The 14,799-nt window shown below is 73.2% G+C and carries 12 protein-coding genes and 1 pseudogene; 11 read left to right on the top strand and 2 right to left on the bottom strand.

The genetic code is table 11. The features are described from left to right. Positions 1-303 precede the first annotated feature (303 nt). The 7 genes and pseudogenes from kdpF (at position 304) to NFX44_RS32485 (ending at position 9,529) form a co-directional block, all read left to right on the top strand. The gene (kdpF, locus tag NFX44_RS32515; RefSeq protein WP_262287437.1) at positions 304-393 is read left to right on the top strand and encodes a K(+)-transporting ATPase subunit F; all 90 of its coding nucleotides are present in this window, start codon (positions 304-306) and stop codon (positions 391-393) included. Next, positions 393-2,048: a potassium-transporting ATPase subunit KdpA gene (gene kdpA, locus NFX44_RS32510; RefSeq protein ID WP_262287436.1), complete on the top strand. Its 1,656-nt coding sequence runs from the start codon at positions 393-395 to the stop codon at positions 2,046-2,048. Before kdpF ends, kdpA begins: the two co-directional genes overlap by 1 nt. Before the next feature lie 20 nt (positions 2,049-2,068). Continuing rightward, entirely contained in the window at positions 2,069-4,261 is a 2,193-nt protein-coding gene (gene kdpB / locus NFX44_RS32505; RefSeq protein WP_262287435.1) for a potassium-transporting ATPase subunit KdpB, read from the top strand. Next, entirely contained in the window at positions 4,261-5,142 is an 882-nt protein-coding gene (locus NFX44_RS32500) for a potassium-transporting ATPase subunit C (protein ID WP_262287434.1), read from the top strand. Before kdpB ends, NFX44_RS32500 begins: the two co-directional genes overlap by 1 nt. 85 nt (positions 5,143-5,227) lie before the next feature. Beyond that, positions 5,228-7,783 carry a DUF4118 domain-containing protein gene (locus tag NFX44_RS32495; RefSeq protein ID WP_262287433.1) on the top strand — a complete coding sequence of 852 codons (2,556 nt, stop codon included), beginning with the start codon at positions 5,228-5,230 and terminating at the stop codon, positions 7,781-7,783. Beyond that, positions 7,780-8,478 carry a response regulator gene (locus NFX44_RS32490; protein WP_262287432.1) on the top strand — a complete coding sequence of 233 codons (699 nt, stop codon included), beginning with the start codon at positions 7,780-7,782 and terminating at the stop codon, positions 8,476-8,478. The genes NFX44_RS32495 and NFX44_RS32490 overlap by 4 nt, the downstream gene beginning before the upstream one ends. Positions 8,479-8,543: 65 nt before the next feature. Then, positions 8,544-9,529 (top strand): annotated as a pseudogene (locus NFX44_RS32485) (magnesium and cobalt transport protein CorA). On the opposite strand, the gene NFX44_RS32480 reads toward NFX44_RS32485, so the two are convergent. Continuing rightward, on the bottom strand, positions 9,507-10,655 hold the full coding sequence (locus NFX44_RS32480) for a low temperature requirement protein A (RefSeq protein ID WP_262287431.1): 1,149 nt from the start codon (positions 10,653-10,655) through the stop codon (positions 9,507-9,509). The pseudogene NFX44_RS32485 and the gene NFX44_RS32480 sit on opposite strands and share 23 nt — an antisense overlap. Next, entirely contained in the window at positions 10,652-11,866 is a 1,215-nt protein-coding gene (locus tag NFX44_RS32475; RefSeq protein WP_262287430.1) for an MFS transporter, read from the bottom strand. The genes NFX44_RS32480 and NFX44_RS32475 overlap by 4 nt, the downstream gene beginning before the upstream one ends. 274 nt (positions 11,867-12,140) lie before the next feature. On the opposite strand from NFX44_RS32475, the gene NFX44_RS32470 reads away from it, so the two are divergent. From NFX44_RS32470 to NFX44_RS32455, 4 genes are all read left to right on the top strand, one after another. Further along, on the top strand, positions 12,141-13,169 hold the full coding sequence (locus NFX44_RS32470; RefSeq protein ID WP_262287429.1) for a DUF4331 domain-containing protein: 1,029 nt from the start codon (positions 12,141-12,143) through the stop codon (positions 13,167-13,169). A 128-nt stretch (positions 13,170-13,297) separates the two neighbouring features. Continuing rightward, positions 13,298-13,708, top strand: a complete 411-nt coding sequence (locus NFX44_RS32465; RefSeq protein WP_262287428.1) for a septal ring lytic transglycosylase RlpA family protein — start codon at positions 13,298-13,300, stop codon at positions 13,706-13,708. Positions 13,709-13,723: 15 nt separating this feature from the next. Next, positions 13,724-14,320, top strand: a complete 597-nt coding sequence (locus NFX44_RS32460) for a cell wall protein (protein WP_262287427.1) — start codon at positions 13,724-13,726, stop codon at positions 14,318-14,320. Positions 14,321-14,446: 126 nt separating this feature from the next. Continuing rightward, positions 14,447-14,799 (top strand): MauE/DoxX family redox-associated membrane protein (locus NFX44_RS32455; protein ID WP_262287426.1); only part of this gene is annotated, 353 nt, incomplete at its 3' end.

Below are 14,799 nucleotides of genomic sequence, written 5' to 3'. Positions count from 1 at the left end.
CCCCGCCCGGAGGGCGTCCCGCCTTCGACACGGACCGGCGAGCCGCGTGCCGGGTGACCCGGATCACCCCGCGGGCCGCCCCGCGTGAAAGGCGCGTCAAGAAACCGGCCGCGGCCGTCACGGTCGCGTTATAGCCCCTGTCCGCGCGCCCGATCCGGCGTTGTGATGGCTCGGCGCGACCGGAAGGCGGTCGCCCGACAACGTCCGGTAAGAGGAGTCAGCCGTGTCTGACGTGGTGTTCGTGCTGGTGACGGTGGCGCTGTTCGCGGCGCTCGCCCTCGTGGTGAGGGGCGTGGAGAAGCGGTGAGCGCGGTGAACGCCGTCGGCCTGGTGCTGGCGATCGGTCTGGGCCTGTTCCTGGTCGTCGCCCTGCTGTTTCCGGAGCGCTTCTGATGACCATGACAACAGCCGGGGTCGTCTTCCTGCTGTCCCTGGTGGCGGCGCTGGTCGCCGTGCACCGGCCGTTCGGCGACCACATGTACCGGGTGGTGTCCGGCAGCCGGCAGTCCCGGGCCGAGCGGGCCATCTTCCGACTGGTCGGGGTCAACCCGGCCGCCGAGCAGACCTCGGGCGTGTACGCCCGCAGCGTGCTGGCCTTCTCGGCCGTCTCGATCCTGTTCCTCTACCTGTTCCAGCGGGTCCAGGACCGGCTCTGGCTCTCGCTGGGCTTCGACCCCGTGGTGCCGCACGGCGCCTGGAACACGGCGGTGTCGTTCGTGACCAACACGAACTGGCAGTCGTACTCGGGTGAGTCGACCATGGGGCATCTCGTGCAGATGGCCGGCCTGGCCGTGCAGAACTTCGTCTCGGCCGCGGTCGGCATCGCCGTGGCGGTGGCCCTGATCCGCGGGTTCGCCCGCAGCCGCACGGGCGAGCTGGGCAACTTCTGGGTCGACCTGACCCGGATCACCGTGCGGATCCTGCTGCCCGTCGCCGTGCTCGGCGCGCTCGCGCTGATGATCGGCGGCGCGGTGCAGAACCTCTCCGGTGGCACCGACGTCACCACGCTGACCGGTGGCACGCAGCACCTCACCGGTGGGCCGGTGGCCAGCCAGGAAGTGATCAAGGAGCTGGGCACCAACGGTGGCGGGTTCTTCAACGTCAACAGCGCCCACCCGTTCGAGAACCCGACGACCTGGACGAACTGGCTGCAGATCTTCCTGATCCTGCTCATCCCGTTCAGCCTGCCCCGGGTCTTCGGCCGGATGGTCGGCCAGAACCGGCAGGGCTACGCGATCGCCGCGGTCATGGCCGTCCTCGCGCTGGCCAGCGTCACCCTGACCACCGTCTTCGAGCTGGCCGGGCACGGCACCGTCCCGCAGGCCGTCGGCGCGGCGCTGGAGGGCAAGGAGGTCCGGTTCGACGTGTCGAACTCGGCGACCTTCGCCGCGGCCACCACCCTCACCTCGACCGGCGCCGTGAACTCCTTCCACGACTCGTACACGGCGCTGGGCGGGATGATGACGCTGGGCAACATGATGCTCGGCGAGGTCGCGCCCGGTGGCGTCGGCTCCGGCCTCTACGGCCTGCTGATCCTGGCGGTGATCACGGTGTTCGTGGCCGGCCTGATGGTCGGCCGGACGCCGGAGTACATCGGCAAGAAGATCGGTTCGCGCGAGATCAAGCTGGCGTCGCTGTACTTCCTGGTCACCCCGGCGCTGGTGCTGGGCGGCACGGCGGCGGCGTTCGCCACGGGCAACAGCGCCACGGCGCTCAACGCCGGCCCGCACGGCCTCTCCGAGGTGCTGTACGCCTTCACCTCGGCCGCCAACAACAACGGATCCGCCTTCGCCGGCATCACCGTCAACACCACGTGGTGGGACACGGCGCTCGGGCTCTGCATGCTGCTCGGCCGATTCCTGCCGATCATCTTCGTGCTCGCCCTGGCCGGTTCGCTCGCCCGACAGCAGCCCACCCCCGCGTCCGAGGGCACCCTGCCGACCCACCGACCGCTCTTCGTCGGGATGGTCGTCGGCGTCACGGTGGTCCTCGTGGCGCTCACCTACCTTCCCGCGCTCGCGCTCGGCCCCCTCGCGGAGGGGCTGTGACCACCATGAGGAACGAGGACATGTCCGTCACGCCCGTGACATCCGGCACCGGCGAGGAGCCGGTGGCCGGCACGCCCGCCACCCGCGGCAACCGGGTCGGCGGGGGTCTGCTGGACCCGAAGCAGCTCCTCCGGTCGCTGCCGGACGCGCTGCGCAAGCTCGACCCGCGCACGCTCTGGCGCAATCCGGTCATGCTCATCGTGGAGATCGGGGCCGTCTTCACCACCGTCCTGGCGGTGGCCGACCCGTCGGTCTTCGCCTGCGCGATCACCGTCTGGCTGTGGCTCACCGTGGTCTTCGCGAACCTGGCCGAGGCGGTCGCCGAGGGCCGGGGCAAGGCCCAGGCCGCCGCCCTGCGGCAGGCGAAACAGGACACCGTCGCCACCCGCCTCGTCGGCTGGACGCCCGGTGCGGCGGCGAACGCGTACCGCGACGAGGCGGTCCCCGCGCCGCAGCTCCGGCTGGGCGACATCGTCCTGGTCGAGGCCGGCGACATCATCCCCGGCGACGGGGACGTGGTCGAGGGCATTGCGAGCGTCGACGAGTCGGCGATCACCGGCGAGTCCGCGCCCGTCATCCGGGAGTCCGGTGGCGACCGCAGCGCGGTCACCGGTGGCACCCGGGTCCTCTCCGACCGCATCGTCGTGCGGATCACCCAGAAGCCGGGCGAGAGCTTCATCGACCGGATGATCGCCCTGGTCGAGGGCGCCAACCGGCAGAAGACCCCGAACGAGATCGCGCTGAACATCCTGCTCGCCGCGCTCACGATCATCTTCCTGCTGGCCGTGGTGACCCTTCAGCCGCTGGCGATCTTCGCCAAGGGCTACCAGGCGGCCGCACCGGACACCGGCGCGATCACCGACGCCGGCGTCAGCGGCGTGGTCCTGGTGTCGCTGCTGGTCTGCCTGATCCCCACCACCATCGGGGCGTTGCTGTCGGCCATCGGCATCGCCGGCATGGACCGCCTCGTGCAGCGCAACGTCCTGGCCATGAGCGGCCGGGCCGTCGAGGCGGCCGGCGACGTGAACACCCTGCTGCTGGACAAGACGGGCACGATCACGCTGGGCAACCGGCAGGCGGCCGAGTTCCTTCCGGTCGAGGGGGTGACCGCCGCCGAGGTCGCCGACGCCGCGCAACTGTCCAGCCTCGCCGACGAGACCCCCGAGGGGCGTTCCGTCGTGGTGCTCGCCAAGAACGAGTTCGGCCTGCGCCAGCGCGAGCCGGGACTCATCCCGCACGCCACCTTCGTCCCGTTCACCGCGCAGACCCGGATGAGCGGCGTCGACCTCGGCGCGGAGAGCGCCGACGGCGGCGCCCGCCGGATCCGCAAGGGCGCCGCTGCCGCGGTCATGAAGTGGGTACGCGAGAACGGCGGCCACCCGACCGAGCAGGTGGGCGAACTGGTCGACGTCATCAGCGGCACCGGCGGCACTCCGCTGGTGGTCGCCGAGCACGTCGACGGCGAGCCGGCGCGCGCCCTCGGCGTCATCCACCTCAAGGACGTGGTCAAGGCCGGCATGCGCGCGCGCTTCGACGAGATGCGGCGGATGGGCATCCGGACCGTGATGATCACGGGCGACAACCCGCGTACCGCGAAGGCGATCGCGGACGAGGCCGGTGTGGACGACTTCCTCGCCGAGGCCACCCCCGAGGACAAGCTCGCGCTGATCCGCAAGGAGCAGGAGGGCGGCCGGCTGGTCGCGATGACCGGAGACGGCACCAACGACGCGCCGGCCCTCGCCCAGGCCGACGTCGGCGTGGCCATGAACACGGGAACGTCGGCCGCCAAGGAGGCCGGCAACATGGTCGACCTCGACTCCGACCCCACGAAGCTCATCGAGATCGTGGAGATCGGCAAGCAGTTGCTGATCACCCGCGGCGCGCTGACCACCTTCTCGATCGCCAACGACATCGCCAAGTACTTCGCGATCATCCCGGCGATGTTCGCCGGCATCTACCCGGCTCTGGACACGCTGAACGTCATGCGGCTGGCCAGCCCGGAATCGGCGATCCTCGCCGCGGTCGTCTTCAACGCGATCGTCATCGTCGCGCTCATCCCGCTGGCCCTGCGCGGCGTGCGCTACCGGCCGGCCAGCGCGTCGAAGCTGCTCAGCCGCAACCTCTGGGTCTACGGCCTCGGCGGCGTCATCGTGCCGTTCATCGGCATCAAGCTCATCGACCTGCTCATCCAGCTCATTCCGGGGATCTCGTGATGCGCCTCCCAACCTGGCTCGCCCACCATCTCGCCGCGCTGCGCGCCCTGCTCGTGTTCACCGTCCTGCTCGGCCTCGCGTACCCGCTGGCCCTGGTCGCCGTCGGTCGGCTCCCCGGCCTCCACGCCCGGGCCGACGGTTCGCTGGTGAGCGTGAGCGGCAGGACCGTGGGCAGCTCGCTCATCGGCCAGTCCTTCACCGACGCGGACGGCAACCCGGTGCCGCGCTACTTCCAGTCCCGGCCGTCGGCGGCCGGCGACGGCTACGACCCGACCGCCACCTCGGCCAGCAACCTGGGCCCGGAGAGCGTGGTCGACACCATCGCCGCCGACCCCGACGACTCCACCCCGAGCCTGCTCACCCAGGTCTGCTCCCGCAGCCGGGCGATCGGCGAGCGGGACGGTGTGGACGGGCGGCGGCCCTACTGCACGCCGGACGGCGTCGGCGCGGTGCTGGCCGTGTTCCGCGCCGGGGGGCTGACCGGCCCGATCACCCGGGTGGTCAGCGTCAACCAGGTCGCGCCGGCGACGCCCTTTGTGGGCAGCTGGCAGGGCGTCCCGGTCGAGCTGGCCCGGCCGGACCACGACTACGTGGCCGAGGGTGGCATCGTCACCCCGGTCCGGGGCGACGCGCCGGCCGAGCCGGCCGTGCCGGCCGACGCGGTCACCGCGAGCGGCAGCGGCCTCGACCCGCACATCTCCCCGGCGTACGCGGAAATCCAGGCGGCCCGGGTGGCGCGCGAGCGCGGCGCGGACCCGGCGGCGGTGCGGAGGCTGGTCGCGGAGCACACCACCGGCCGAGCGCTCGGCTTCATGGGCGAGCCCGGCGTCAACGTCCTGCAACTGAACCTCGCGCTGGACGAGGAGTTCCCGGCGCGCTGACCGTTCGTCCGGTCGAGAGGGGGCCCCGCCCACATCGCCAGGCGATAAGCGGGGTCCCCTCCCTCGATGAAGGGAAGATGGTGCCGTGGCCAGGGGTGAACTGCGGATCTATCTCGGGGCCGCCCCGGGGGTCGGCAAGACGTACGCCATGCTCGAGGAGGCCCAGCGCCGCGCCGAGCGCGGCACCGACGTGGTGATCGGTCTCGTGGAGACGCACGGCCGGCCGCACACCGCCGCCATGATCGGCGACCTCGAGCTGGTGCCCCGCCGGTCGATCAGCTACCGGGGTGTCGACCTCACCGAGATGGACCTCGACGCGGTGCTGGCCCGCCGGCCCGAGGTGGCCGTGGTCGACGAGCTGGCGCACACCAACGTCCCCGGCTCCCGGCACGACAAGCGCTGGCAGGACGTCCAGGAGCTGCTCGACGCCGGGATCAGCGTGCTGACCACGGTGAACATCCAGCACCTGGAGTCGCTTAACGACGTCGTCGCGCAGATCACCGGCACCACCCAGCGGGAGACGCTGCCGGACCAGGTCGTCCGGGCCGCCGAGCAGGTCGAGCTGGTCGACATGACGCCGGAGGCGCTGCGCCGCCGGATGGCGCACGGCAACATCTACCGGCCCGACCGGATCGACGCCGCGCTCGGCAACTACTTCCGGGTCGGCAACCTCACCGCGCTGCGCGAGCTGGCGCTGCTCTGGCTGGCCGACAAGGTCGACGAGCAGCTCGACGCCTACCGCTCCCAGCAGGGCATCTCCGCCACCTGGGAGGCGCGGGAACGGGTGGTCGTCGCGTTGACCGGCGGCCCGGAGGGCGAGACGCTGGTGCGCCGGGCGGCGCGGATCGCCGCCCGCAGCAAGGGCGCCGACCTGCTGGCCGTGCACGTGGCCCGCAGCGACGGGCTGGCCGGCGCCGACCCGGCCCAGCTGGCCCGCCAGCGGGTCCTCGTGGAGAGCCTCGGCGGCACGTACCACCAGGTGCTTGGCACCGACATCCCGGCGGCGCTGCTCGACTTCGCGCGCGGCGTCAACGCCATCCAGCTGGTGCTCGGGGCCAGCCGGAGGGGACGGTTCGCGCAGCTGCTCTCGCGCGGGGTCGGCGTCACCACGACCGCGCTCTCCGGTGCCATCGACGTGCACCTCGTGACCCACGCCCAGGCGGGGCGGGGCCGCCGGGGCGCGGCCGTGCCCGCGGCGCTGTCCCGGCGCCGCCGGCTGCTCGGCTTCGCACTCGCCGGGATCGGGATGCCGCTGCTCAGCCTGCTGCTCGGGACGCTGCCCGACCTCACCCTGACCAACGACATCCTGCTCTTCCTCGCCGGGGTGGTGGGGGTCGCCCTGGTCGGCGGCCTCTGGCCGGCGCTGGCCGCCGCGCTCGGCAGCTCGCTGCTGCTCAACTGGTTCTTCACCCCGCCCGTCCACACCCTGGACATCGCCGAGGCGGACAATCTCCTCGCCCTCGGCGTGTTCATCGGGGTCGCCATCGCGGTCAGCTGGGTGGTCGACGTCGCGGCCCGGCGGACCCGCGAGGCCGCCCGGGCCTCCGCCGACGCGCAGACCCTGGCCACCGTCGCGGGCAGCGTGCTGCGCGGCGAGCGGCCGCTGCCCGCGCTGCTGGACCGGCTCCGGGAGACCTTCGCGGTGCGCGCGGTCAGCGTGCTGGAACTCGCCGCCGAGGCGGAGGGCCGCCCGGCGCGGGACCGGGAGGCCGCGGCCTGGCGGGTGGTGGCCAGCGTCGGCGACGCCCCGCCGGGCAGCCCGAGCGCCGGGGAGACCGTGGTGCCGGTCGACGACCGGCTCAGCGTGGTGCTCGCCGGCCGGCGGCTGGAGGCCGCGGACCGTCGCGTGGTCGAGGCGTTCGCCGCCCAGGCCGCCGTCGCGCTGCGCCAGGAGCGGCTCGCCGAGGAGGCCGCCACCGCCCGCCCGCTCGCCGCCGCCGACCGGATGCGCACCGCGCTGCTCGCCGCGGTCAGCCACGACCTGCGTACGCCGCTGGCGTCGGCGAAGGCGGCCGTGAGCAGCCTGCGCAGCCACGACGTCGAGTTCGACGCCGACGACCGCGAGGAGTTGCTGGCCACCGCCGACGAGTCGCTGGACCGGTTGGGCCGGCTGGTGGCGAACCTGCTCGACATGAGCCGGCTCCAGGCGGGCGCGCTCGGCGTCAGCGCCACCGCGATCGGGTTGGAGGACGCCGTGCCCCGGGCCCTGGACGAGCTGGGCCCGGCGGCGGCCGAGGTGACCACCGACATCCCGGCCGACCTTCCCGCGGCCCTCGCCGACCCCGGCCTGCTGGAGCGGGTGCTGGTCAACATCGTGGCCAACGCGCTGCGCCACAGCCCACCCGGGCGGCCTCCGGCGATCACCGCCAGCGCGCACGCCGGCCAGGTCGAGCTGCGGGTGATCGACACCGGCCCGGGCATCCCGGAGGACCAGTGGGAGCACGTCTTCCTGCCGTTCCAGCGTCTGGGCGACCGGGACAACCAGACCGGCGTCGGGCTGGGGCTGGCGCTGTCCCGGGGGCTCGCGGAGGCGATGGGTGGCAGCATCACCCCGGAGACCACGCCCGGCGGCGGTCTCACCATGGTGCTGCGGCTGCCGGCCGGCACCGGCGGAATCGACCCGGAAGGGCCGCAGGAATGACCCGCATCCTGGTCGTCGACGACGAGCCGCAGATCCTCCGCGCCCTACGGATCAACCTGCGGGCCCGCGGCTACGACGTGGCGGTGGCCGACAGCGGTGCGGCCGCGTTGAAGGCCGCCGCCGGCCATCCCCCGGACCTGGTGGTGCTGGACCTCGGCCTGCCCGACCTGGACGGCACCGAGGTCATCCGGGGCCTGCGCGGCTGGACCGGCGTGCCGATCATCGTGCTGTCCGGGCGGGCCGGCAGCGAGGACAAGGTGGCCGCCCTCGACGCGGGCGCCGACGACTACGTCACCAAGCCGTTCGGGGTGGACGAGCTGCTCGCCCGGATCCGGGCGGTGACCCGGAGGCTCGCCGGCTCCCCGGCCGATGCGGCCGGCCCGGGGTCCACCGCCACCCAGCGGATCGGCCGGCACACCGTCGACCTCGCCGACCGGGTGGTGACCCGCGACGACGGCGTTGAGGTCAAGCTCACCCCGACCCAGTGGGCGATGCTGGAGAAGCTGCTGCGGCACCCGGGCAAGCTGGTCAGCCAGCGTCAGCTCCTGCACGAGGTGTGGGGCCCGGAATACCACAACGAGACCAACTACCTGCGCCAGTACATGGCCCAGCTGCGGCGCAAGCTGGAGGACGACCCGGCGCGGCCCCGGCACCTGATCACCGAACCGGGCATGGGCTACCGCTACCGCCCGTGAACCGGCCGTGTTTGCCCCGGTCGCCGCGGGGGACTCGGCGAGCCGGCCGAGGAGCGGGGGAGGGCATGGCGGACAACCGGTTCCCGGCGCCGTCGGAGGGGTTCGGCCGCCGCCTCGACGAGCACGCCGCCCACGGGGGCGCGGCGGAGCCGGAGCGGCCCGCCGGGCTGGTCGACAGCGGGGTCTACGTCGACGGGGTGCGGCGCGCCTCACCGGTCAGTCTCGCCGACACGTTCTCCTGCCTTCAGGAACTCGACCGGGCCATGGCCTGGATCGGGTTGTGCCGCCCGAGTGCGGAGCAGATCGACTCGTTGGCCGCCGAGTTCCAGCTCCCGGAGCTGGCCGTCGAGGACGCCATCAACGCCCACCAGCGGCCGAAGCTGGAACGGTACGGCGACACCCTGTTCGTGGTGCTGCGCGCCGCCCGCTACCTCGACGCGCGCGAGGAGGTCGAGTTCGCCGAGGTGCACCTGTTCCTCGGGCCGGGATTCGTGATCACCGTCCGGCACGGCGGCGCACCCGACCTGGCCGGCGTCCGGCGGCGGATGGAGGCGGAACCGGCCGTCCTCGCGCTCGGTCCCGAGGCCGTCCTGTACGCGGTGCTCGATCGGGTGGTCGACGGCTACGCCCCGGTGGTCGCCGGGCTGGAGAACGACATCGACGAGATCGAGACCGAGGTGTTCGGCGGCGACTGCGCCGCCGGCTGCGCGACGTGGCGGACCACCTCACCCAGGTCGTCGAGCGGGTGGACGGCTTCCGGCACCTGCTGCAGAACATCCTCACCGTCAACGCGACCCTCGTCTCGCAGGCGCAGAACGAGGAGATGCGCAGCCTGACCGCCGCCAGCTTCGAGCAGAACGAGGAGATCAAGCGGGTGTCGGCCTGGGCGGCGATCCTGTTCGCACCCACCCTGATCGGCACGGTCTACGGAATGAACTTCGCGCACATGCCGGAACTCGGCTGGCGGTACGGCTACCTGTTCGCCGTCGCGCTGATGGCCGCCGTCTGCGGTGCCCTCTACCTGCTGTTCAAGCGCCGCGGCTGGCTGTGAAGCGATTCGACCCCCGTCGGTCGAGCAGCAGCATGGCGACCAGCACCAGCACCACCGCACCGAGCTGCGCCCGGGCGTTCAGCCGCGTGCCGACCGGGATGGTGGCGACCACGGCCGCGCCGGTGACCAGCCGGCTGAGCACGGGCGCGGAGTGCAGCGTGTGGCGCAGGCCCACGATCCCGGCCAGGTAGACGGCCACGCCGCCGGCCAGCGCCAGCGCCGAGCGCCAGTCGGTCGGCTGCGCCGGGTGGGCCACCGCGGCGTGGATGCCGGCCGCCGCCAGCACGACGCCCAGCAGCAGCGGGATGTGGGCGAAGCCCACCCGGAGGGCCACCCGGGCCCGCTCCGGGCCGGTCGCCGCCAGGCGTTCCTCCGCCGCCGACGTGTCGGTGTAGTAGATCCACCAGAGTGCCGCCGGCAGCGCCAGCGCCAGGGCGATGACGGCCACCGTGCCGACCCCGAGGTGGTCGGTGTCCACGCCCATCCCGATCGCCACCACGGACTCGCCCAACGCGATGATCACCAGGAGCCCGTGCCGTTCGATGAAGTGCCCCGGCTGAAGCCGGAACGCGGGCAGCACGCGTACCCAGGAGAACCGGGGCGCCAGGTACGGGACGACCGACTGGAGCGCGAGCGCCGCGAGCCAGCACGCGTACCGGGCCGCGCCGCCGACGAAACCGCCCACGACCACCAGCAGGGCCGACCCGAGGTTGTACGCGGCCAGCCGGGTCAGCGCCGGACCGACGCCGGCCTGCCTGAACAGCGACAGGTGCACGGCGATCACCACGAGGTAGCCCACGCCGAACAGCAGCCCGGCGTGGTCGAAGGCCTCCGGCACCGCGACCGCGGCCAGCAGGAAGCCGACCATCCCCACGAAGAGCAGCAGCTTCTGCGCGGCCAGCCGGGGCGGGACGGCGTTGGCCAGCCACACGTAGCCGTCGAACATCCACCACAGGATGCCGAAGAGCAGCAGCGCCCGGGCCAGCCCGGCCGGCGTCAGGTCCTGTTCCAGCACCGCGGTGAGCTTGATCAACGTGAAGACGAAGACGAGGTCGAAGAAGACCTCGACGGCGGTCACCCGGTCGGCCGGCGCCGGGTTGCCGGGCCCCGGACGCACGGGTGTCATGAGGACCGAGCGTAGACCTCCGCCCCGGGCTCCGGGCCCTTCTCGGGCCGCCGCCCCTCTCCGCGTGAGGCGGCCCCGAGCACCACCGTGCCGAGCAGCGCGGCGGCCGGGGCCACCGCCAGGCCGTACCGGAGGTCGGTCGACACGAGCGGGCCGGCGAGCGCGGAGCCGGCGGCGCTGCCCACCACGAACGCCGTGCTCACCCAGGCGAACGCCTCGGCCACCGTGCCGGGCTCGGCGAGCCGCTCGGCGGCGAGGAAGATGGCGGTCAGCAGCGGCGGCAGCGCGAGTCCACTGACCACGAGCAGGCCGGCCATCGGGACCGGGCCGGGGGCGATCAGCAACGGCAGGAAGCCGACCGTGAGCGCGGCGGCCAGCAGCGGCAGCCGCCCGGGCCCACTCGGCCGGGCCCGAGTGTAGAGCAGGCCACCGGCCAGGGCACCGGCCGCCTGCGCCGCGAGCAGCCAGCCGCTGAGCCGACGGTCGCCGGCCGCCTCGGCGTAGCCGGTCACCGCCACCGCGATGCTGCCGACCGCCGCGCCGACGCCGACCACGCCGGACATCAGCACGCTGAACCGGGGTACGCGCAGCGGGCCGGCCCAGTGCCGCGCGGCCGGCACGCCGCGCCAGGCGCGGACGGCGGGGCTGAGCGCGTACGCCGCGGTGCCGGCGAGCTGTAGCACCCCGGCGACGACCAGGCCGGCGGGCGGGCCGGCCAGGGTCACCGCGAGGAGGGTGACCAGCGGGCCGACCACGAAGATGACCTCCTGCACGGCGATGTCCAGCGTGTACGCCGTGGGAACCGTGCCGGGCGGGAGCAGGGCGGGCCAGAGGGTACGCAGGCACGCCTCCAACGGCGGCGTGCCGAGCCCGGCCACCGCCGCGCCGACCACCGCACCGGTGAGGTGCCCACCGGTCAGCGCCACGGCGCCGAACCCGAGTCCGGACAGGACCGCGGCGGCCCACAGCACGGGCGGCTGCCGCCAGCGGTCCACCGCCCGGGCGAGCAGCGGCGTGCCCACGGCCATCCCGGCGGTGTACGCGGCCACCAGCAGGCCGGCGGCGGCCAGGCTCAGCGACTGGCGGGCGAAGAGGAGCAGGGCCAGCGGCCCGCTGGCGGTGGGCAGCCGGCCGACCTGGCTGCTGAGGAGGACCCGGAGGACCTGGGGTGCGCGCAGCACCGCCCGGATCCCGGAACTGTCGACGGACATGGGGCATCGCTCCCGGTGCGACGTGGGGGAATGGAGGCGTCCGGTGCCGGGGCGCCTCAGGGAGCGAAGTCGGCCCGCTCGTGGTCGTTGCCGTAGAGCGGCAGGGCAGGGGTGAGCCACTGGGCGTACGCGGCCGCCGTGGCCTCCACCGGGATCACCCGCCGACGGTAACCCATTCGGGGCCCGGCGGAAAGTTGCCGTTCGGAGCATTTGCGGTGGTATGCCTCGATAGGCTCGGGCCTGCCGCGCCCAGCCGCCGACCCGGGAGACAGCCATGTCGCACCACCTCGACACCCCGCTCGCCGCGCAGAGCGGCCAGCTCTACCTCGACGACCTCTTCGTCTTCGGCGGCGAGCGCGGGACCGTCCTGGTGATGGACGTCAACAGCTCGGTGACCCGCGCCGACATCAAGCCCGGCTTCCACCACGAGGCGCGGTACGAGTTCAAGGTGCACGTCGACGGCAGCGAGATGGAGGAGCTGACCTACCGGGTGTCCTTCAGCGAACTCGACGGCCAGGGGCGGCAGGAGCTCACCGTGCACGCCCTCACCGGCGCCGAGGCCTACGACGACGGCGCCACCGGCACGGTGGTCGCCCAGGGCCGCACCGGGGAGGAGGTGACCGGCAGCAACCTCCGGGTGTGGGCCGGGCGGATCACCGACCCCTTCTACATCGACCTGGACCAGCTCGCCACGGTCAACGACGCCTTCAAGAACGGCGCGCGGCTGGACCGCTCCGCCTGGCGGCCGGAGAACGCGAAGAACACCTTCGCCGGCACCACCGTCGACTCGATCGTGCTGGAGGTGTCCCGTGACGAGCGGATGCTCGCCGCCGGCACCCGCATCGGCGTCTGGGCGGCCACCAAGCTCGCCACCGACGCCGGCGGATGGCGCCAGATCAACCGCGCCGGCCACCCCATGATGTGGCCGGTCTTCTGGCCCACCGACACCGACTTCTCGAACCCCGCCAACATTCGCCACCCCTGCGAGGACCTGCGGGCCGACGGCGAGGAGATCGCGTCGGCGGTGGCCCGGGTGGTGGCGGCCAACGGCACCGCGCCGGACCCGGGCGCGTACGGCTGGAGCGTGGCCCGGGAGCTCTACCCGGATGTGCTGTCCTACCAGGTCGGCACCCCGGCGAACTACGGGTTCGCGGCCCGCAACGGGCGGACCATGGCCGACAACGTGCCCGAGGTGATGTTCTCCCTGGTGTTGAACACCGGTATGACCTCCGGCCTCACCCCCGATGTCGCGAAGGACGCCCGCGCCGCCTCCTTCCCCTACGTGGTGCCCGCCGGCAAGTGACCCGCTGAGCGGTTCCCGCCTGTAGGAAATCTTCGCCCTCCCTGTTGACGTGGATGGTTTCTGTCATAACAATCGCCATCTATATCGACATCCATCGTTGTCGATCAACGATCGGGAAGGAGGTATCCATGGCGGCCATCCAAGGCGAGGTGTCCTGGTTCTGCTGCGGCACCGCCTGGGGACCGTGCGGCACCGCCGGGGGCGGGGCCTGCGGCACCTGCAGGTCGGGCAACTACCAGCACGCCTGGCCGAACACCTCGGACGCGTGCTGGGCCATCACCCACCCGGACACCTGCGGCCTCAGCATGAGCCGGCGGACCTGCGGCTTCCGCCACTACACCACCAACCGCTGCAACGGCGCCCGGGTCGGCACCACCATCGCCGACTGCGGCCCGCAGACGGACCTGTTCTGCGGCGAGCGCACCTGCTGCGGCTCGGCCTGCGGCAGCAACCGGATCATCGACCTGACGCCCGCGGCGTTCAGTGCGATCGGCAGTCTCTCCGTGGGGCTGCGGCCCTGCTCGGTCGACACCGTCTGAACGGGAGGGAACGTCATGCCGCAGACCCTGAACCGCCGCCGCCTCCTCGCCACCGCCGCGCTCGGCGGCGTGGTGGGCGCCACCGGACTCGGTTCGCTCGCCCCCGAGGCGGCCTTCGCCGCCGAGCCGGCGGCCGTCGAGCCCGGCGCGCCCGACCCGAACTTCGTCGAGGGCCGGATCAGCAAGATCTCCGGCCACCTGCTGCTGGTCACCGGATCGGACACCGTGCTGCACTCGATCCGGATCACCGACGGCACGAGCATCTGGAAACTGCACCCGACCACGTTCGACCAGGTGGCCGTCGGCGACGGGCTCTACGCCCGCGGCGTCCGCCTGCCCGACGGCACACTCGCCGCCGACTCGGTGTGGGTAAACATAGTCAACCTGCACGCGCACATCGCCGCCGTCGGCCGCAACCTGCTCCACCTCGACCACAAGGGCCAGCGCATCGTCGCCCACGTCGTGCCCGGCCGCTCCGCCGCGGTCTACAACGGCACGCCGGCCATCAGCGACCTGTCCCTGCTCCGCGTGGGCCGGCACGTCCAGGTGCTCGGCGCCTGGCACCCGGACACCAACGAGATCGACATCGCCACCGTCTACGCCGCCGCCTGACCGGTACGCCCGACGGCTCCAGATCGCGGCGCCGCGTCGGACGCGGCGAACTGGAGCCGTCACCGGGCGGCCCGCACCAGCCGGCCGCCCGGGCGTCACCCGTCGGCCCACCCGAGGGGAGAACCCATGATCGACATGATCGCGGCGCTGCAACCGCTGGTCGTCGGCGCGGTGCTGATCTGGTCCGCCCGCGTGAAGCTCCTCGACCGGCACGCCGCCACCGTCGCCCGGCGGTCCGCGCTCGTCCGCCTGGTCGGGGAACACCGCGCGCTGCCCGCGTACCGGCTGCTCGGGGCCGTCGAGCTGATCCTCGGCGCGCTCCTCCTGCTGCCGCCCGCCCTGCGGCTGGAGACCGCCGCCGCGACCGCCGTGGCCGTCGGCTTCCTCGGCTACCTGACCTACGCCCGCCGGGCCGCCCCGACCTCCTCGTGCGGCTGGCCGAGCCGCCGCCCGACCCCCGGCGCCGGGCGCCGCCGCGG

The organism is Micromonospora sp. MA102 (assembly GCF_025460765.1).
Classification (GTDB): domain Bacteria; phylum Actinomycetota; class Actinomycetes; order Mycobacteriales; family Micromonosporaceae; genus Micromonospora; species Micromonospora halotolerans.
This window is presented reverse-complemented; position numbering and strand designations above follow the sequence as displayed.

Excerpts from the sequence above, each read along its gene's own strand:
- kdpB (WP_262287435.1), top strand. The coding sequence starts at position 2,069 with ATGTCCGTCACGCCCGTGACATCCGGCACCGGCGAGGAGCCGGTGGCC.
- NFX44_RS32470 (WP_262287429.1), top strand. The coding sequence starts at position 12,141 with ATGTCGCACCACCTCGACACCCCGCTCGCCGCGCAGAGCGGCCAGCTC.
- NFX44_RS32500 (WP_262287434.1), top strand. The coding sequence starts at position 4,261 with ATGCGCCTCCCAACCTGGCTCGCCCACCATCTCGCCGCGCTGCGCGCC.
- NFX44_RS32480 (WP_262287431.1), bottom strand. The coding sequence starts at position 10,655 with ATGACACCCGTGCGTCCGGGGCCCGGCAACCCGGCGCCGGCCGACCGG.
- NFX44_RS32475 (WP_262287430.1), bottom strand. The coding sequence starts at position 11,866 with ATGTCCGTCGACAGTTCCGGGATCCGGGCGGTGCTGCGCGCACCCCAG.
- NFX44_RS32490 (WP_262287432.1), top strand. The coding sequence starts at position 7,780 with ATGACCCGCATCCTGGTCGTCGACGACGAGCCGCAGATCCTCCGCGCC.
- NFX44_RS32465 (WP_262287428.1), top strand. The coding sequence starts at position 13,298 with ATGGCGGCCATCCAAGGCGAGGTGTCCTGGTTCTGCTGCGGCACCGCC.
- NFX44_RS32460 (WP_262287427.1), top strand. The coding sequence starts at position 13,724 with ATGCCGCAGACCCTGAACCGCCGCCGCCTCCTCGCCACCGCCGCGCTC.
- kdpA (WP_262287436.1), top strand. The coding sequence starts at position 393 with ATGACCATGACAACAGCCGGGGTCGTCTTCCTGCTGTCCCTGGTGGCG.